This is a genomic window from Parabacteroides sp. AT13 (assembly GCF_002272965.1).
Classification (GTDB): domain Bacteria; phylum Bacteroidota; class Bacteroidia; order Bacteroidales; family Tannerellaceae; genus Parabacteroides; species Parabacteroides distasonis.
Genome location: NZ_NQMH01000001.1, coordinates 1,301,668 through 1,321,681 on the forward strand (window position 1 = coordinate 1,301,668; position 20,014 = coordinate 1,321,681).

Annotated in this window: 12 protein-coding genes; 2 read left to right on the forward strand and 10 right to left on the reverse strand. The window is 44.0% G+C overall.

All coding sequences use genetic code 11. The annotated features are described in order from the left end of the window. Positions 1 to 5: 5 nt before the first annotated feature. Entirely contained in the window at positions 6 to 1,421 is a 1,416-nt protein-coding gene (locus CI959_RS05775) for a DUF4374 domain-containing protein (RefSeq protein ID WP_005859694.1), read from the reverse strand. Between the two features lie 63 nt (positions 1,422 to 1,484). Further along, positions 1,485 to 3,866 carry a TonB-dependent receptor gene (locus tag CI959_RS05780; protein ID WP_008777751.1) on the reverse strand — a complete coding sequence of 794 codons (2,382 nt, stop codon included), beginning with the start codon at positions 3,864 to 3,866 and terminating at the stop codon, positions 1,485 to 1,487. Between the two features lie 287 nt (positions 3,867 to 4,153). Between CI959_RS05780 and CI959_RS05785 the strand changes: the two genes are divergently transcribed. Further along, positions 4,154 to 5,146, forward strand: coding sequence for a sugar phosphate isomerase/epimerase (locus CI959_RS05785; protein ID WP_005859698.1), 993 nt, complete (start codon positions 4,154 to 4,156; stop codon positions 5,144 to 5,146). A 129-nt stretch (positions 5,147 to 5,275) separates the two neighbouring features. On the opposite strand, the gene CI959_RS05790 is transcribed toward CI959_RS05785, so the two are convergent. The 8 genes from CI959_RS05790 to pflB form a co-directional block, all read right to left on the reverse strand. Next, a complete protein-coding gene (locus CI959_RS05790) occupies positions 5,276 to 7,585 on the reverse strand; it encodes a TonB-dependent receptor (RefSeq protein WP_005859701.1) in 2,310 nt (769 codons plus the stop codon). A gap of 46 nt (positions 7,586 to 7,631) precedes the next feature. Then, positions 7,632 to 7,982: a hypothetical protein gene (locus tag CI959_RS05795; protein WP_005867403.1), complete on the reverse strand. Its 351-nt coding sequence runs from the start codon at positions 7,980 to 7,982 to the stop codon at positions 7,632 to 7,634. A gap of 84 nt (positions 7,983 to 8,066) precedes the next feature. Then, positions 8,067 to 9,620, reverse strand: coding sequence for an alkyl hydroperoxide reductase subunit F (ahpF, locus tag CI959_RS05800; RefSeq protein WP_005859705.1), 1,554 nt, complete (start codon positions 9,618 to 9,620; stop codon positions 8,067 to 8,069). Positions 9,621 to 9,639: 19 nt separating this feature from the next. Then, a complete protein-coding gene (ahpC, locus tag CI959_RS05805) occupies positions 9,640 to 10,206 on the reverse strand; it encodes an alkyl hydroperoxide reductase subunit C (RefSeq protein ID WP_005867400.1) in 567 nt (188 codons plus the stop codon). Positions 10,207 to 10,426: 220 nt separating this feature from the next. Further along, the gene (eno, locus tag CI959_RS05810; protein ID WP_005859709.1) at positions 10,427 to 11,707 is read right to left on the reverse strand and encodes a phosphopyruvate hydratase; all 1,281 of its coding nucleotides are present in this window, start codon (positions 11,705 to 11,707) and stop codon (positions 10,427 to 10,429) included. A 107-nt stretch (positions 11,708 to 11,814) separates the two neighbouring features. After that, the gene (locus tag CI959_RS05815) at positions 11,815 to 12,405 is read right to left on the reverse strand and encodes a Crp/Fnr family transcriptional regulator (protein ID WP_010182348.1); all 591 of its coding nucleotides are present in this window, start codon (positions 12,403 to 12,405) and stop codon (positions 11,815 to 11,817) included. 186 nt (positions 12,406 to 12,591) lie between these two features. Beyond that, a complete protein-coding gene (gene pflA / locus CI959_RS05820; protein WP_005859713.1) occupies positions 12,592 to 13,326 on the reverse strand; it encodes a pyruvate formate-lyase-activating protein in 735 nt (244 codons plus the stop codon). Beyond that, on the reverse strand, positions 13,327 to 15,567 hold the full coding sequence (pflB, locus tag CI959_RS05825) for a formate C-acetyltransferase (RefSeq protein ID WP_005859715.1): 2,241 nt from the start codon (positions 15,565 to 15,567) through the stop codon (positions 13,327 to 13,329). It lies immediately after the preceding gene. Between the two features lie 313 nt (positions 15,568 to 15,880). Between pflB and CI959_RS05830 the strand changes: the two genes are divergently transcribed. Then, entirely contained in the window at positions 15,881 to 19,825 is a 3,945-nt protein-coding gene (locus CI959_RS05830) for a response regulator (RefSeq protein ID WP_226766578.1), read from the forward strand. Positions 19,826 to 20,014 lie beyond the last annotated feature (189 nt).

The window sequence follows — 20,014 nt, forward strand, 5'->3', positions numbered from 1 at the left end:
GCTTATTATTCTTGAGCGGCAGTCAATTTACCTACACCACTGATTTGCTCTGCCTCAACGGTAAGACCTTTTGTTGCGGTAGCTGTCTTCGGATCGATACGATACACGGCCGGTTGACTCCCATCGGTAGTCGTAACCGCCATATAAGCGATACCATCCTCCGAGAACGGAGTATTGCCAAATCCAGAAATAACATCCGTGGAAGGCAGCCCCTTCACGTAAGTAAGACTCTTATCCTCTCCTTTATAAATAGCCAACTCTTTCGCGGCGAATCCGGATTCAGTCAACGGACGATCATACATCAACAACAAGAAATAATCTTCCGTGATATGCCAACAACGCAAGAATGCCTTACCACCCGTCTGTGCCTCCAAATTACAATAATAATCAGGATCAAACTCCTCCGCGTTAGCCTTAATACGAACTACACCGGCCGGCAAAGTCGTTTTCTGTACCTCCGCGGTCATCGTCTTGGCATAGCTGGGCGAGAACACATACACATCGCCGTTGTCTGCCGTCCAAATGGTCTGGTAGTATTGAGAACGGTTACGTCCGCAAGCATAACTGATCTTATCCGTCTTTATCAGTTTCGGGTTCTCGAATTTCTCGTTCGCATAAATAGCGACCCAAGCCTCGTTCGGATATTGCGTCCATTGCAATTCCCCTTTTTCGTAAGCGCCACTACCGCTTCCTCCGGATTCTGTCTTTACCAGCTCCGGGTATTTAACATATTTACCTCCCTCCGCTTTCACGCCGTACTTACTCAATCCCATCGGGATAGCCGCGGAATAGATCCGGCCGTTCGCTTGGAGAATACCCGCTAACGTAACGAACTCGCCATTTCCCAAATAATTCTCCGACAAGATCGTATTCGTGTTTGTCGTAAACGTCTCTTTGGCCACATCCAGATAAGAGAGCAAGAAGCCTTTAGGCAGATAACCATTCTCGTCCGCATATTCCTCACCCAGATCACCGGTAGAAGATGTAATGATATAGTCGCCATAGATACCATAAGAAGTAAATCGCTTGATCTCGTAAGTATTATCACGCTCTTTAATCTTACCTTCCGCATTCAGTACGTATGAAGAAGTAACACCAGCATTTCCTTGGTTGTAAACCAAACGATACAAATATTTATCCTTATAGAAGATCCATTGCGTACCGCTTTCCGTAGTGAGTCCGTTGTTTTTAGCGGAGATAGAGCCATCCCCCAGCGTATCGGCTGTCAACAAGTAATTTGCGTCACCGACAGAAGCGGCGACTACATAGCTCGAAACCGCCTCCGAGGTCGATCCTCCGCCATTTCCATTCCCGTTGCCTCCGTTATCCGGGTTTACAGGATCGTCGTCACTACAAGAAGTAAATACTCCCCCAACCAATAACGCGACGGCAAGACCTGTCATTAAATAATTCTTCTTCATGTTGTTTTAATCTATTATGTTTTGAATTAATTATTGATAAATAAAAGATAGTCACACTTTAAATTAATTACCGAAATAAACCCTCACCTTACCATAGAAAGCCCTGCCAGCCTTCTGCAAGCTGAAGTTATCGTATAATTTCTCGTTCGTGAGATTCCTGCACTCGAAAGAGATATTGTAACGCCCGTTCTGTATACCATAAGAGAGTGTCAGATTATGCGAGAATTGAGTTGGTACCACAAATTCGGATTCACTGCCTACTGCCTCCGAATACAGCGGGAAACTATGCATATATAAATTATCGTAAGTGACACTTAGCGTATTGCCTTTCTTCCACAAATTACGCCAGTAGAAGGTCACATCCGAGTTGGCAAACTGATAAGGAAGATTCGGCATACGTGCGCCATATGTCAAGCTCTCTTGGTTCGTCCCGCTGGTAACCGTCTTCACGTTATCCCTTACATTCATCTGCGTAAAGTTTCCTCCTACGCTTACCCAGTTAGCGAAACCGTAGCGAACCGAGATATTGTAACCCTTGGTCTCTACACGACCATGATTCACATAGGTAGCGCCATATTTACCGCCGCTCAAATCCGATATATTCCGTTGGATATAATCTTTCGTATTTCGGTAGATCAATCCGCCTTCCACATATACGGAATGCTTACCGAATGTCTCGTTGTAGCTTAAATTCAGATTCACGTTATCGCTGTTCTCCGGTCTCAAGGAAATATCGCCGGTCTCAAGGTCCTCATCGCCAAACATCTCCTCATTGGTCGGCAGGCGATAGGCTTTCTCATAGGACAATTTCGCTTGCAAGCTTTTCAAGATAAAGTAAGTTCCCGCGGCCCCATATCCCATCGCGCTTACCGAATTGGTCGTACGTATATAGTCATCTTGAGCCGAGGAAGTAGCGACAGGCCCCGCGATAAACTGGTTGTAATATTTACCGAACACAGACAAGTTCCAATGTTCCGTCGGCATCAAGCGATACGAAAGACCGCTGATATTTTTACGGGTTTCCTTCGGGATAGCGTTCGCTTCCGAGTCCTCGTTCAAAAGAGACTGATTCGAACGCCGGAACGCGTTGATCACGTGATTGAACGTGAACGTATGCGCCTTACCGATACGGTAGTTAGCTGTTAAGGTTCCGTTCCAGTTATTATTATCCGACCGGGTGTTCTGATAAGATTGCTCACCGGGCATCCGGAGCGGACGCATCTCGCCACGCCAATTATATTCATAGGAAGAGGTATCTACATTGTTCGTCATGTTCTTATTATAATTCGCCGTCAATACCACATCCAAGCCCCTAACGAAGAAATCACGCTTGCGATAGTCCAACGACGGCATGATCGAGTATCCCTTCCGATATTTGCCGCCAAACACCACTTCTTGGCGTACGCCCGTCTGTATATCTTTATACATATGTGAATAGGTAAACCCAAACATCAAACGATCCGCCCATTTCTTATCCACGAAACCTATTTTCCCGATAACGGCCTCGTTATGATACGTATCATGAAAACGCTTCACATGCTCGATCTTTTTCTTATTGATCGCTCCGGTCGTAAAGTCCTTCACCGGAGTATCCACATAGTAATTATTATCCGAATAATTCTGGAAAACGTTGATCTCATACGTGAGTCCGCTCCGGAAAGTTTGTCCGAAGTTCACATAAGATTTATGCGTATTGAAAGACCCGTATGAATAAGAAGCATCCAAGAACCATTTGTTCCGGTTCTTCTTGGTGATGATATTGATAACACCTCCGATAGCGTCTGTTCCGAAACCCACCGGTACCACACCCTTATAGACCTCTATACGCTCGGCATAATTCACCGGAATGTTATTCAGTCCGAAAGAACTGCCGACACCTTCTTGCGGAACCCCATCGATAAAGATCTTGATATGCTTGCCGGTAAATCCATCCATCATCAGTTGCATATCCGAGCCGACACCGCCGGACTCCCGGATCTTCATTCCGGGCGCTTGAGCCAAGGCTTCACTCAAGTTCTGGGTTGAATTTTGCAAGGCTTTCGTATCGAGGGCCACGGCATTGAACGCAGAACGCTTGAGCCGGGTCACGCCATTAGAAACGACAACCACCTCATCCAACTCCGTAGCTTGAGGGCTGATTACCACATTCATCTTTGTCCGTTCCCCACGCATCAGTTTCACGGGTTTCTCTACCGTCTTATATCCGATAGCCGATACTACTAATGTATATTCTCCCGCGGGAGCTTGAAGATGATAGATACCTTCCTCATTCGTAGTCCCGCCGTAATTCGTACCTTTTAGATAAACGGTAGCGAAATCCACGGTTGTTTTTTCCGTGGACAGGACTTTACCCGATATCATTGTTTTATGTTGAGAAAAAGCCGAGATGGAAATAAGCAACAGTAAAAAGGAGAGGAAAAGCCCTCTGATTTTCTTCATCATCATTTAATCAATTATGTTATTTAAAACGCTGCAAAGTTACGATCAGAGACTACCGTCCCACAATACCTAAGAATGGGTAAAATCACATTAAAAATCCACGGAGGTATACCAAACAATCCCCTTATTCAGGTAATTGGATGTATGGAGTAAGTTCGTAAAATTGAGTTATGTCAAATTTTAAATCTATTTAAACCCAATCGCAAGTTTTTGAGAGACATTTTCTTAATAAACTTCAAAAAGGTTAACTATATTTGCGAGAAACAGATGTTTAATTTTAATTCTTTATCACCATGACAGACAGAAGAACATTTTTGAGAAACATTTCATTACTTACTTTAGGGGGCATAGCCAGCCAAAAAGTAATGGCTTCAAATCCCACCAGATCCATACCCGCCACGGATGCGATATCCTCGGCAACCGCCGGGAAAAAGATGGGGTTGCAAACCTATTCGCTCGGACAGGAGTTACTGCAAGATATGCCTAACGGATTGAACCGATTGGCAAAAGCGGGATATACCGATCTGGAGATTTTCGGATATAGGGAAGACACTGGTAAATTCGGTGATTATAATCCTAAAAATACGACATTCATCGCCTCCAAGGATTATAAGAAAATGGTGGATGATGCCGGTTTGAGAATCAGTAGCTCACACCTGACCCCTTCTCTTCGTGAGTACACGAAAGAGAATATGCCCAAATTCGACGAGTTCTGGAAAAAGGCAACCGATATCCATGCCGAGCTAGGTGTTAGTTGTATGGTACAACCGAGTTTACCCCGTATCGAAAACGAGGATGACGCCAAAGTAGTATCGGAGATCTTCAACCGTGCCGGAGAGATCACGAAGAAAGCGGGAATCCTATGGGGCTACCATAATCACAGCAATGAGTTCAAACGGGTATTGAAAGCCGGCGAGAAACCGGAACAGAACCCGAATCCGTGGGCACCTCCTAAGGGTACTTATATCGAGGAGTTATTCCTGAAAAATACCGATCCGGATAAGGTTATGTTCGAGTTGGATGTATATTGGGCCGTTATGGGGCAGCAAGATCCCGTGGAATGGATGGAGAATTATCCGAATCGTTTTAAGTTATTGCACATCAAGGATCGTTGGATCATCGGTGATTCCGGTATGATGAATTTCCCGAATATATTCAAAAAAGCGTACGAGATCGGTATCCTCGGCTACTACGTGGAACTGGAAGGTGACAAAAAAGGCCGTACCCAGTTCGAGGGCGTAGAGAAGAGCGCCGCCTATTTGCAAGCCGCTCCGTTCGTTAAATAAAACATCCCGATTTATCCCATAAAAAAGACAGTGTTTCCGTAGGGCGATCATACGCTTGGGAACACTGTCTTTTTATTTATTTTGCCTTCAAAAAAACACGTACATGTTTTTTCAAAGGGCATTACATGATTAAAAGCTCATCTTTACACCGGCAAAATAACTTCTCGGGCTAGCCGGGCCATAGATATAGGAGGAATCCCGGTTCTTACCTTGGTCAAAGTCGGATTGGTAAGCGTTGAACAGATTCTGCACGCCCCCATTTACTTCTAGTTTCAGCTCTTTGTAAAGCGGGAACTCATACGCAAGCTTGATATTCATATCAAAGAAATCCGGAGTCTCCACCGCCTTATCCAAAGGTATATATCCCGCCAAATGCTGCACCAACATACTTCCCGTATAGGTTCCCGACAGGGAAGCCGTGAAACGTTTGAAAGGCGTGAGAGTAGCCGTAAAATAACCATAGATATCCGGCGTACGGAACATCTTTGTCTCGGCTGGCACATTCTCGTCATCGCTCCATTTCTCGGCCTCTTTATAACGGCTTCGCTGGAAAGTAGCGCCCGCTTGCAAAGATAGCCATGAAGTTAACACCGACTTTCCTTCCAAGGTTAATCCCATCACTTTCGCCCCGGAACCGTTACGACGTTCCTTAATCAGATTGCCTTGCTCATCTTTCCCGATATCTTCCAAGACAAACACATCACTTAAGCTGGTGTAAAAACCTTCCACCAAGAAGTTCAACTGGATACCATTCTTAAAACGATGGTAAAAATCGACCGAAGCACTCAAGCTTTGCGATTTCTCCTCGGATAAATCTTTCGCACGCTGGATCATAGCGACCTCTCCGCCGACCGCCGAGATATGCATATCCTCATCGAACGCTTGCGGGGCACGGAAACCACTGGAATAACTAGCCCGGATATTGATATCTTCCGTCGGGTTAAAACGGATATTCGCACGAGGGCTGAATATTACATGATCCATCATATTATGTTTATCCAAACGACCGCCAATCAAGAAGCTCCATCGCTTATTTTTCCACTCATTCTGCAAAAATGCGCTCTCGATATGCACCTTCTGATTCGTAAAGCGATTATACCCGATCATCTCGTCTTTCAAATGATCGAAACTATACTCCAAACCGGCAGTCAAATCCGATGGCATAAATAAGAATTTATCAAAACTATAAGCATATTGCGTACCGGCCATAACCGTCAGGTCCGTAGTCTTGCCGTAAGCGTTCGGATCTTGGTTCGTCCCGTAATAACTATCCCGGTCTGTATTCTGGGCAGAAGTGAAAACACTCCATTTATGTTTGTAATCCTTGGAGAAAAGATCGAATTTCAGACCTCCTCCATCAATCGAATGCTCCAACTGTTCGGCGATATCCGCTTCATGAGGCGGACGATCCAACAGATTTCCTCCCCTGCGGTATTCATTCATATGATGATACTCGAATGTCAATTTACTATAAGTACTCGTTTTCAGGTACGAACGGAAACCAACCGTTTGATTCTTCAATTTAGGCAACTCCGTAAAACCATCTCCATCCTGATCAAAACCCGAACGATGACGGTTCTGGCCAAAAAGATATAAGCCCGCTTTCCCATTTTCCGATACCAAAGAGGCATTTAGGGTCGTATTATTATCGAAAGCAGATGTCCCACCGATCGAGGTTAATGTATGCGACAATTCCCCGGAATTTCTCAAGGGCTCCTTCGTGATGATATTAATTGTCCCGGCGATAGCGGACGAGCCGAACAGTGCCGATCCCCCTCCTCGCATCACCTCTACCCGCTCGATCATATTCGCCGGTATTTGCTCAAGCCCATATACGCCGGATAAAGCACTGAATATGGGACGTGAATCAATCAGTATTTGGGTATAAGGTCCGTCTAATCCATTGATCCGGACTTGCTGGAAACCGCAATTCTGGCAATTCGTCTCCACCCGTACACCCGGTTGGAAATTTAGTCCCTGTGCCAAATTCACCGCATTGGTCGTAGTAAAAACCTTCGCATCCAATACATTCACTAATGTGGGAGCCAACCGGCGGGAAGTTTCCGCACGATTCGCAGATACCACCACGCCATCCAAGGCGATCTGGTCTTCTTCCAGTTCTACATTAATCTCTAAGGTTTTTCCTTTCTTTAGGCTCACTTCTTTAGAGACAGTCTTATACCCGAGCGCTTTATATTCCAGCGTAAATTTACCTTCCGGCAGATTCTTCAGGAAATAATGTCCCGAGTTATCGGTGGTCGTACCGATCGTGGTACCTTTTAACAATACGTTGATAAAGGGAAGATGTTCCCCTGTTTTCTTATCCAAGACATGTCCGAAAACATTTGCGTCTGAGTCGTTTAGACGGTCCTCTCCCGTGGCCTGAGCTACCGTTAGGGCACAGCACAGGCATAGTATAAAGATGAAAAATTTATTCATTTTAATTTATTCTGATAAGTAATACAATGTTATTAATCTCACAATATCAGAATATGGGAGGAGCCCGAAGCGTACGTCTTCCCCGGAAGGGAACGATATAGTCCGGATAGACCGGAGCGAAAGATAAGTTACGGATAAAGGAATAAAAAGCCGCCAGCAGAATAGCGACGAAAGCCGCACCTGTTATCTGCAAGACAGATAACTGATGAAGCAACTGAAACTCGGCGTAGCCATGTTCATGGTCCGGACGACCATCGTCCGTTTTATGATACGGGTGAGAATGGACGATTGTTACCCCGTTGACAATATGAACGTGGGTAAACGCAATAATACATCCCAAATAGGCTATGAACAGCGCAGGGAGTAATATCCTCAGATATTTTCTTAATCTATCCATCTCTTTTCTCTCGATCGCAAATATAGTAATATAACCGATAAAAGAGATACGCTGTTCAAAAATTACCTATTTGTAGGTATTTCATCAACCGAGTACACCACGTACCCGATCTTCAAAGGCCGAAAGGGCCGCTTTGGCGCCTTCTCCCATAGAAATAATGATTTGCTTAAAGGGTACGGTGGAAACGTCGCCCGCTGCATAAATACCCGGGACATTCGTCCGGCAATGTGCGTCAATCACGATCTCACCGGGACGATTTGTTTCGACAATCTCCTTAAAGACACCACTATTAGCGGCTAAGCCGATTTGAACAAAAATACCGTCTAAATGAATAACACGCTCTTCCCCTGTCTTACGATCCTTTGTACGGATACCGGTTACCTTGTCGCCATTTCCAACCACCTCGGTTGTTTGTGAACTAACAAAGATCTCGACATTCGGCAAACTCTTCGCTTTCTCTTGCAAGACTTGATCCGCTTTTAACTCATCCATAAACTCCAAAACGGTTACTTTCGAACAGATCCCCGCCAAATCAATAGCCGCCTCGATACCGGAATTTCCACCGCCAACCACGGCAACATGTTTTCCCTTATAAAACGGACCGTCGCAATGAGGACAAAAAGCCACTCCACGCCCTATATACTCTGCCTCACCCGGTACATTCAATTTACGCCAGCTAGCGCCCGTAGCGACAATAACCGCCGGAGCCTTGAATATCTCACCTCCAGCCGTAGATAAAACCTTCTCGTTTCCTTCTATCGTTACCTTCTCTATACGACGATGCTCCAGCAGGTCAATCGGATATTGCCGCATATGCAAGCGCAGATTGTCAGCCAACTGGGTACCTGTTGTCTCCGGAACTGAAATCAGATTCTCAATTCCTACCGTCTCCTTCACCTGCCCGCCGATACGCTCCGCCACGACAGCGACACTCAGCCCCTTTCGTGCGGAATAAATAGCGGCAGAAGCACCAGCCGGACCCCCACCGACCACAACCACGTCATATCGTTTTACCGTCTTCTCCGTCAGGCTCTCATTGATTCCATACTGAGCTTCCAGCTTCGATAACAATTCACCGAATTCCCCACGTCCTACATGGATCAGTTTTCCATCCGCAAAGACAGAGGGGACGCCTTGTATCTTCAAGGCATCAACTTCCGCCTGATTGATAGCCCCATCTACCATCTCATGATGGATCTGAGGATTTAAAGTCGTCATAGCGTTTAATGCCTGTACCACATCCGGGCAATTCGTACAAGTCAAAGAGACATAGGTCGTCAGATGTATCGAGCCATTCAAGGCTTTAACACGATTACAAATACTCTCGTCCGGAAAATTCTTGCCTTTCCCATCTGAATTCAAGATCGCCAACAGCAAGGAAGTAAACTCGTGTCCATTAGGTACTCCACGAAACTTAATCCCCGTTTTCGCTCCATCCTTTAATAAAATGAATTCCAATCCATCCCCATCAGATACTCGCATAGATATTTTATCCGAACAAGAGGCAACATCACCTAATAAATCCAACAACTCTTGTCTACTTTCATGCGCAGGAGAGATCGATATATCAAAGGTATAATTCGCATTTAACCCTGCGAATATACCTTTTAATTGTTCTTTTAATGTTGATTCTAACACGATCTATACTCTTAATTATTTAGATTTTCCCTACCAAGTCAATGCTAGGTTTCAAGGTAGCCTCCCCTTTCTTCCATTTAGCGGGACAAACCTCACCATCATGTGAAGCGACAAACTGAGCGGCTTCAACTTTACGAAGTAACTCGGAAGCGTCACGACCGATATTGTTATCATGAATCTCGGCCACTTTGATCTTTCCTTCCGGATTTACCAAGAAAGTGCCACGGTATGCCATACCCTCTTCCTCAATCATCACACCAAACGCACGACTCAGTGCTCCAGTGGGATCCGCCAACATCGGATATTGGATCTTACGGATAGTCTCGGAAGCGTCATGCCAAGCTTTATGTACAAAATGAGAGTCTGTACTTACAGAGTAAATTTCTACTCCCATTGATTTAAACTGCTCATACTTCTCAGCCATATCGACCAACTCTGTTGGACAAACAAATGTAAAATCGGCCGGGTAGAAGAAAAAGATAGCCCACTTACCCAAAACGTCCTCGTTGGTTACAGTCTTGAAATTACCATTTTGAAAAGCTTGTACTTTAAACTCCGGAAGTTGAGAATTAATAATCGGTTCCATACTTGTTCCTATTTTTAAATGAATACTATTTGTTTTTATTTCCGATACAAAAATATAACATATTTCTTCATTAAAACAATTTTTCTAATCGATATATTTTATGAGGTTATAGATAACACTTTATCAATCAATAAAAAGGGCCTATCCTCACGGATAAGCCCTTCAATATCTTGGGTTTTGGATTACTACATAATTAGCGATTATAATTTACTTTATATACTTAATTGATTCTTTTGTATCCGTATACGGCACGGTCTCCCAATTCCTCCTCGATACGAAGCAGCTGGTTATATTTAGCCATACGGTCCGAACGACTTAATGATCCCGTCTTGATCTGTCCGCTATTGGTAGCGACAGCGATATCGGCGATCGTAGCGTCTTCCGTCTCACCGGAACGGTGTGAAGTAACGGTCGTATATCCATGGCGGTGAGCCATCTCGATAGCGTTCAGTGTCTCCGTCAAGGAACCAATCTGATTTACCTTGATCAAGATCGAGTTACCGCAACCTTCTTTAATACCCCTTGAAAGGAACTCTACATTTGTCACGAACAAATCATCTCCGACTAATTGGCAATGGTTACCGATACGATCTGTCAGTTTCTTCCAACCAGCCCAATCATTCTCACTCATACCATCCTCGATGGAATCGATCGGGTATTCGTTGATCAGTTTTTCCAGATAATCCACTTGTTCGTCGGAAGTACGTTTCACGCCTTTTTCTCCTTCAAACTTCGTGTAATCGTAGATTCCATCCTTATAAAACTCAGAAGAAGCGCAATCCATACCGATCATCACATCCTTGCCCGGTTCATAACCAGCCGCATTGATAGCGGCGATAATTGAGTTCAAGGCATCTTCCGTACCTTCCAAATTCGGGGCGAAACCACCCTCATCACCAACAGCGGTACTTAACCCACGATCGTGCAATACCTTTTTCAACGCATGGAATACCTCAGCGCCCATACGTAAGCCTTCCTTGAAAGAAGCGGCACCTACCGGACGAATCATAAATTCTTGGAAAGCGATCGGAGCGTCGCTATGCGAACCGCCATTGATTATATTCATCATCGGAACAGGCATCACGTAGGTATTCGTTCCACCAATATATCTATATAAAGGAATATCCAAATAATTTGCGGCAGCTTTCGCTACAGCTAAAGAAACGCCAAGGATAGCGTTCGCACCTAGTTTCGATTTAGTTTTCGTACCGTCCAAAGCCAACATCGCATGATCGATACCTATCTGATCCAAGGCAGACATCCCCTTCAATGCCGGAGCGATAATCGTATTGATATTCTCAACCGCTTTCAATACGCCTTTACCACCATAACGCTTCTTGTCGCCATCACGCAACTCCAAAGCCTCGTTCTCGCCGGTGGACGCACCGGAAGGCACAGACGCACGGCCCATAACGCCGGACTCTAGTAAAATATCAACCTCTACTGTCGGGTTACCTCTTGAATCTAGGATCTCACGTCCTGTAATCTTTTCTATTTTCATTGCTTCTACGTTTTTTAAACTGACGCAAATATAGATGGATTACTTGAACCGTGAAATCACCACAAATTGCTATTTTCACCTCAATAATACCTGAATGTAGGTAGAGACTACAACACTCCCGCCCGCACCCGGCTCAAAGATTCGGGTGTCATCAATAAATACGAGGCGATATGATTGACAGAAGCACGTTTCGCTGCTTCCGGATATTCCTGTTGAAAACGCAGATAACGTTTTCTTGCCGACTCAAAACGCCAAGAGTCCGCTTTCTCTTGCGAAAGCATCAAAGCCCACTCCAGTATTTTCTGGTACAATCTATTAATAGCTAAAGATGTTTTCAATAAATCGCTAAATTCCGAAAAAGAGATCCGGTGATAAACCGTCGGTTCCAATGCCTCGATTAATAAACGCGTCGGTTCTCTTTGGAATGTGCTGGCTATACAAATAACGATATTTCCCTCACAGGAGAAATGCTCGGTAATATCACGTTTATTCTTATAGTAAAACTGGCGTAATAATCCCGATTCCACATAATATAAATATTTAGATATTTGTCCGTTATCCAACAATAATTCTCCTTTCGCAGCCTTACTTGATTCTATGATCGAGGCCAGAGAATCCAAATCCGCATTGGGTAATGGATAAAAACGTTTGGATATCATTTCGGCTATTTCTTGTGGTGTCTTCATACTATTCATCATTTTCTGATCTATATCATTTTTTATCTCCTTACAAAAATAGATATTTGTTGCATATAACAAAACAAACACATATTAAATAGTCAAGGTTAGTCTAGGCAAAAAATTATTACTATCGTTTAAAAGCTAATCGGATTAGATTGTTTTCCCTGATTAGCTGTTGCATAATCGCAAGGCTTGATCGAGAGATCAGGCCTTGTTATTTTCTGGTTTGTAGCGAGAGAATATCGCTTTCGCATTATCTAAACGTTCTTTTGATAAGGGTTCCACCCCCTTTAACGGATAATCGAGGCCTAATTGCTCATATTTATAGGTTCCCATCGTATGATAAGGCAATAATTCCACTTTGCGAACCACTTTATATGAACTGACATACCGAGCTAACGCCTCCAGCCACTCGTCATTATCCGTATATCCGGGGACAATAACATGGCGAATCCAAGTATCTATGCCACGTCTCTCCAATTCATCCAAGAACAGAAGCGTATTATCCTGCTTGACACCCGCCAGTAACGGATGTAAATCCGGGTTTAAGGTTTTGATGTCCAATAACACTAAGTCCACATAATCCAAGACTTCCCAAGCTTTTGAGGTACATACGAAACCAGATGTGTCCAAAGCTGTGTGAAGACCTTGCTCTTGGCACAAACGGAAAAACTCTTTCAGAAACTCAGGTTGCAATAAAGGTTCCCCACCGGTAACAGTCACCCCCCCACGGGCGATAAAACTCTTATACCGTAAAACTTCCGTCAATAGCTCGCCGGGAGTCATCTGATATTTCACCTTCCCTTTCGGGTTCCAAGTATCCGGGTTATGGCAATACAGGCAACGCAACGGGCAGCCCTGCATAAAAACGACAAAGCGAATTCCGGGACCATCTACGGTCCCGAAACTCTCTAATGAATGTATCTTACCTTTTATCACTTACAGTGAATGGTTAATGGTTCTTGAAATAACATCCAACTGTTGTTCACGAGTCAGTTTCACGAAGTTTACCGCATATCCGGATACACGGATCGTAAGTTGCGGATATTTCTCGGGATGTTCCATAGCGTCGATCAACAAATCCTTATCAAATACGTTAACATTCAGATGCTGACCTCCATCCGGAGTAAAATAGCCATCCAATAAGTTAACCAGATTATTGATCTGCACTTCACGCTCCTTACCCAACGTAGCCGGAGAAACAGCGAAAGTATAAGAGATACCATCGTGCGCATGCTGGAACGGAAGCTTCGCTACCGAAGCTAGCGCAGCGATAGCACCTTTCGTATCACGACCGTTCATAGGGTTCGCGCCCGGAGCGAAAGGAGTTCCACCGATACGGCCATCCGGTGTCGTACCGGTCTTCTTTCCATACACCACGTTAGACGTGATCGTAAGAATCGACTGAGTCGGTTTCGCATGGCGATAGGTCTCGTGCTGGCGCAAATATTCCATGAACTTCTCAGTGATTTCCACAGCGATACTATCCGTACGATCATCGTTATTACCGAAAGGAACATATTCGCCCTCACGTTCGAAATCAACCGCCAAGCCACGCTCGTCACGGATCACACGTACTTTCGTATCACGGATAGCGGCCAACGAATCGGCAACGATAGAAAGACCGGCGATACCTGTCGCACGGATACGCTCTACATCCCCATCGTGAAGCGACATCTCGAATGCCTCATACGCATATTTATCATGCATATAATGGATTATCTTCAAGGCGTTCACATATACCTTCGCCAACCAGCGCATCATTTGTTCATACTTAGCCATCACCTCATCATACTCCAGATACTCACTGCGAACCGGTTCGAACATCGGGGCTACCTGTACGCCGCTACGCTCATCCCGTCCTCCATTGATCGCATACAATAAACACTTCGCTAAATTCGCACGAGCGCCGAAGAACTGCATCTGCTTTCCGATCTTCATGGGGGAAACGCAACAAGCGATACCATAATCATCCCCATAATCCGGACGCATCAAATCGTCATTCTCATATTGGATAGCCGACGTATCGATAGAGACCTTGGCACAGAAACGTTTCCAGTTCTCGGGAGCGTTCTTGAACCACAGCACCGTCAAGTTGGGTTCCGGTGCCGGACCTAAATTATACAATGTATGGAGATAACGATAGGAAGTTCTCGTTACCAAAGAACGTCCGTCCACTCCTTGACCGCCCAACGACTCTGTTACCCAAACCGGATCACCGGAGAACAAATCATTGTATTCCGGTGTACGTAAGAAACGAACGATACGCAACTTGATGATCAGCTGGTCTACTAACTCTTGCGCCTCCTCTTCCGTCATCTTACCCTCACGGATGTCTTTCTCGATGTAAATATCCAAGAATGTAGAGGTACGTCCGATAGACATTGCCGCACCATCCTGATCTTTTACCGCTGCCAGATAAGCCAAATACACAAACTGAACCGCCTCACGAGCATTTTGCGCCGGGCGGGTCACGTCGAAGCCATAACTAGCGCACATTCTCTCGAACGCTTTCAACGCCTTGATTTGCTCAGAAATCTCCTCACGGCTCTGGATAATCTCTTCCGTGATCTCTTGGATATCCAAACGATTCAAGAAACGCTTTTTCTCCTCGATCAAGATTGCCGTACCATATAAAGCGACACGACGATAGTCACCGATAATACGTCCTCTACCATACGCATCGGGCAAGCCGGTGATGATAGCCGAACGACGTGCGGCAACCATCTCTTCCGTATATGCGGAGAAAACGCCCTCGTTATGCGTCTTACGGTACTTCGTGAAGATCTCTTTCGTCATCGGGTCTAAATGATAACCGTAGGCTTCCAAGCTATTCTCGACCATACGGATACCACCCTTCGGGAAGATACCACGTTTCAGCGGAGCATCGGTTTGTAACCCAACGATAACCTCATTCTCCTTATCAATATAGCCCGGACCATATACATCGATCCCTTGAGGTAATTTTGTCTCGGCGTCATAAACTCCCTTTTCTCTCTCGACCTTAAACATCTCGGTCAGCTTGTTCCAGACCTTACGGGTCTTCTCGGAAGAAGCGACTAAAAAGGAATCATCCCCTTCATAAGGCGTATAGTTACTCTGGATAAAATCTCTTACATTGATCTCTCTCTTCCAGGTCTCACCCTTAAAGTGATCCCAGTACTCATTCTCAAATTTCATAAACAATCTTATCTAATACCACATTTTTACCGGCACAAAGGTAAAACTTTTATCCTCATGTTCCTGTAACATTTGCGACACCCCTCTAAAATCCCTATAAATAGGTATTAAAAATATACAAGAAGAAACGGGATAGTAATGCGATGCTTTGCACGAAGTCTCCATTTTATTCACTATCTTTGCCTACAGAACGTAAAAGTTAATCTGGATCAAACACATGAGAAATATCCTGTTTACCGTTTTATTTATAGGAATACTATCTTTAATCGCATCTCCTATCTCACTCGCGTCTAAATCTTTGCATAAGGCAAATATGATTAATTTGTCGAACAATGCCATTATTTGCATGCATCAAGATCCGGATGGCTATTTGTGGATCGGGACTTACGACGGACTTAACTTATACAACGGAAAAGATACGTATGTATATCGTTTCGAATTAAATAACAAAAACTCTCTTTGTAGTAATATCATTCACAAAATATCCGACGCAGAACCCGGCTTTTTATGGATATCAACCTCTTTAGGTATCAATAAATTCTCGCTAAAGAAACGGAAAGTCACCGAGTCTTACCCGGGATACATGGAGAGTGATCTGGTAGCGACCGATTCATCCGGTATCACATTAGCCATTTGTAAAGAAAACCGGATATCTTGTTACACCCCATTTAGCGATGGATTCCGGGATCTGCCGAGAGAAGGGATAGGCCCTCAAACCGTACGGACTTTATTCGCCGGAACAGACGGATATTTTTATTTACTATTGACCTCGGGAATACTGAAAAAGTTAACACCGGATTTCTCCAATACAACTTTTAATTTACTATCGGAAGAACGCCAATTCCATAATAAACCGATCTTATCCGCATTTCATGAGAATAACCATATCTTCATTGTCGATACCGACAATAAGTTATATCGCCAACAGGTAGACGGAAGCGGGAAAGAATTCCTGTTTGATCTGTCTGGAATGACAAATAAATATGGAAACATCATTAAGATATGTACCTTCCAATCCAATGTATATATCGTTTTCCGTAACGGCAATATTCTAGACCTAAGCCAACCGGAAAACACGATAGACACGGGCATCGGTATCTTTTGCCTGATGAACGATAAAAGACAGGAGATTCTTTGGGTAGGGACCGATGGACAAGGCATACGGATGTTTTACGATAAACCCGATCTTTTCGGCTCTATCTTACTCAAGGATTTACCGATTAATATACAGAACCCCATACGTTCTTTATATACAGACAATGATCGATCCCTTTGGTTCGGGACAAAAGGAGACGGAATTGTCCGGATACAAGCCTATGACACTTACCCAAACAAAAAGGCGATTCCACAAAGCGCTATCACGCATTTCACCACCGCCGACGGATTATCCAGCAACCGGGTATATAGCTTCCAGAGAAGCGAATTCCATCCTTGTATCTGGATCGGTACGGAAGGCCCGGGGCTCTGTTATTATTCTTATAAAGAAAATCGAATAAAGACGATCCCGCAGCAAGAGGACACTCCCCCTATCCGCTATATCCATTCTATTTGTGAGGTAAACGACTCGACATTATGGTTGGCGACAACCGGCAACGGATTACTGAAGGTTACTTTACGTATGGATAAAGTCACGCCTACAATCAGTAAGATACAAACCTTCCCGCTAAAAAACGGGGAGAATACCTGCAAAGAGATTCAATCCATGATATATGATAACGACTCGACCTTATTTCTCGGGAGTCGTGGCGGTTATGGGGTTATTAGTTTTAACATATTCAACCAGAAATATGAGTTCCTGCAAACCAACAATTTAAGGAATCCGGCCATTGGAGACGTGTTATCTGTATGCCAGACCGAGGATTCTACTTTCTATGCAGGCGCCAGCTCCGGACTTACCCGGATTAAATTTAAAAGAGGAAAGATACATTTACGCCAATTCGATAAAAGCAACGGGATCGCAAACGACATGATCCATGGCATTCATGAGGGGAATGATAGCTGTATCTGGTTAAGCACCAATAAAGGTCTCACCAAATATAATCCCCGGAATAATTTTTTCCATAATTATCATCAACCTTATTTTAGCGTCACGGAATTCTCTGATGACGCTTATTGGAAATGCCCATACTCCGAGCGTTTATTCTTTGGAGGCATCAACGGATTAGTCTGGGTAAATAAACAAACGGAGCCGGAGCATACCTATCAACCCGAATTAAGTTTCTTCGAGTTGCAAATGGATAAACAAATCCTTCCATTATATAAGGACATCAGCCGGAACGGTGTAACGGTTCCGGCTGATGTGCAATCGTTAACGATTGCGTTCGTCGCTCCGGATTACATCAACGGGGAGAATTACGAGTATTCGTATCAGTTGGTCAACTATAATTCCTCTTGGGAAAAATTGCAAAAGACAAACAAGGTAACTTTCATGAACCTCCCGTACGGGGAATACTTGCTGAAAGTCCGTTATCGTAACGATGTCATTGATTCGTCGGCAAAAGAATACACCCTACCTATCAAGGTATTACCTCCTATTTATCTAAGCTCATTAGCTATTTTCACGTATCTTTTTATCGGTACGGTTTTAATCATCATTGCCATCTATCGCATCCATTACCAAATACTAAAGAAACAGAAACAAATAGCAGACAAGATCAAGGAGGAGCAAAAAGAGAAGCTATACGAGTCTAAGCTGAATTTCTTTACCCATATCACGCATGAGTTATGTACCCCGCTTACCTTGATCAATGGCGTGGAGAATTATATCCAAGCCTATGCCGCCACCTCAAAAGACAAGACATTAGAAAAATACACTTCAGTCCTCCGGGAAAATGTAGAGGAACTGAACGGGCTTATCCAAGAAATCCTTGATTTCCGGAAAGCGGAAGACGCTGGATTCAGTCATACGCACATCCGAAGAGTATCCGTATCCTCTCTTTTGCGAACTCAATTCGAATGGTTTTACCCACTATCCGAGCAACACCAAATCCAATTCAAGATCGATGCTCCCAAAGAGCTTTATTGGAATACGGATTCCGTCTATTTCAAGAAGATCCTAGCAAATCTGATTTCCAACGCATTTAAGTATACGGAAGACGGGGGCACGGTTCGTATCTCCTTACATGAGGAGGAGAACTTCCTCGTCCTTAAAGTTTACAACACCGGCAAAGGAATCGAGGAGGCAGACATGCAAAATATTTTCGACCGATATCGTATCCTTGGCACGATGGATAACGACGATAACAGGCAAAATACGGCACGGAATGGCCTCGGCTTATTTATCTGCCACAGCCTCGTACAATCCTTAGGTGGTAAAATCGACATAGAGAGTGAGGTCGGCCAATATGCTGAATTTACAGTTACCTTACCTTTTGGCATCGTAGAGGAGAGCTCAGACGACACGATAGACGAAGATATTCCCGTATCGCTTCCTTCCCCAAACACGGATATACAAAAGCCGCAAATCTCACATACGGCACAAAAAGAGACGGAAGATAAACCGATGATACTCGTTATCGACGATCATAAAGACATCGTCTGGCTAATCACGGAAACCCTCTCTTCCGAATATCAGGTTCAGGAAGCTTATAATGCGGAGGAGGCTCTGGAATTCCTCAAGCAATACACTCCCTCCCTTATCATCACCGATATCATGATGCCTAATATCGACGGATTGGAATTGATCTCTCTTATCAAGGAAAATAGATATACCCGTCATATCCCGCTTATTATCGTATCTGCCAAAATATCAGACCAAGAGCAAGCGGCAGGACTTAATATAGGAGCGGATGCCTATCTAACCAAGCCTTTCTCGCCAACAGTTCTCCTATCCGTCGTGAACCGATTGATGACAAATCAAAGAGAATTAAAAGAGTATTTCTATTCTCCGGAAAGTGCTTATCAATATACGGAAGGGCAATTATTACATCAAGAAGACAAGGAATTCCTTGACGCCGTAACCGCTATCATCAAAGAAAATGTCAGCAAGGAAGGACTCGGTCCCGAGCTGGTAGCGGACGCACTGAATATAAACACCCGCATCTTATATCGCCGTTTCAAGAAAATATCTACCATGACGCCGAGTGATTTTATAAAGGATTATAGGTTAAACTATGCAGCGCAATTACTCGTAAATACCAACATGAGCGTTCAGGAAATTATTTATAATGTAGGGATTTCTAACAAATCATACTTCTATAGGGAGTTTGCCCGTAAATATAACATGACTCCTAAAGAATACCGCACAAAAGAGGCATAAATCATTGATTCCTAAATAGTGTCATAATCTACCAAAAGAGTATCATAATCTGCCATATGCATTTCATGACACTTCTTCGGTATTTCAAAGCACTCTTCAATTCGTTAAGACCTATTAATATTGCTGTCGAATAACAAAGCAAACCGCTTGTATGTATTCTTCCTTCGGGAAGCACATTATTAACTTTTA

Bases quoted from the DNA above. Each gene is read 5' to 3' on its own strand.
- CI959_RS05795 (WP_005867403.1), bottom strand. From the start codon at position 7,982: ATGGATAGATTAAGAAAATATCTGAGGATATTACTCCCTGCGCTGTTC.
- CI959_RS05830 (WP_226766578.1), top strand. From the start codon at position 15,881: ATGATTAATTTGTCGAACAATGCCATTATTTGCATGCATCAAGATCCG.
- CI959_RS05785 (WP_005859698.1), top strand. From the start codon at position 4,154: ATGACAGACAGAAGAACATTTTTGAGAAACATTTCATTACTTACTTTA.
- ahpC (WP_005867400.1), bottom strand. From the start codon at position 10,206: ATGGAACCGATTATTAATTCTCAACTTCCGGAGTTTAAAGTACAAGCT.
- pflB (WP_005859715.1), bottom strand. From the start codon at position 15,567: ATGAAATTTGAGAATGAGTACTGGGATCACTTTAAGGGTGAGACCTGG.
- eno (WP_005859709.1), bottom strand. From the start codon at position 11,707: ATGAAAATAGAAAAGATTACAGGACGTGAGATCCTAGATTCAAGAGGT.
- CI959_RS05775 (WP_005859694.1), bottom strand. From the start codon at position 1,421: ATGAAGAAGAATTATTTAATGACAGGTCTTGCCGTCGCGTTATTGGTT.
- CI959_RS05780 (WP_008777751.1), bottom strand. From the start codon at position 3,866: ATGATGATGAAGAAAATCAGAGGGCTTTTCCTCTCCTTTTTACTGTTG.
- CI959_RS05815 (WP_010182348.1), bottom strand. From the start codon at position 12,405: ATGATGAATAGTATGAAGACACCACAAGAAATAGCCGAAATGATATCC.
- CI959_RS05790 (WP_005859701.1), bottom strand. From the start codon at position 7,585: ATGAATAAATTTTTCATCTTTATACTATGCCTGTGCTGTGCCCTAACG.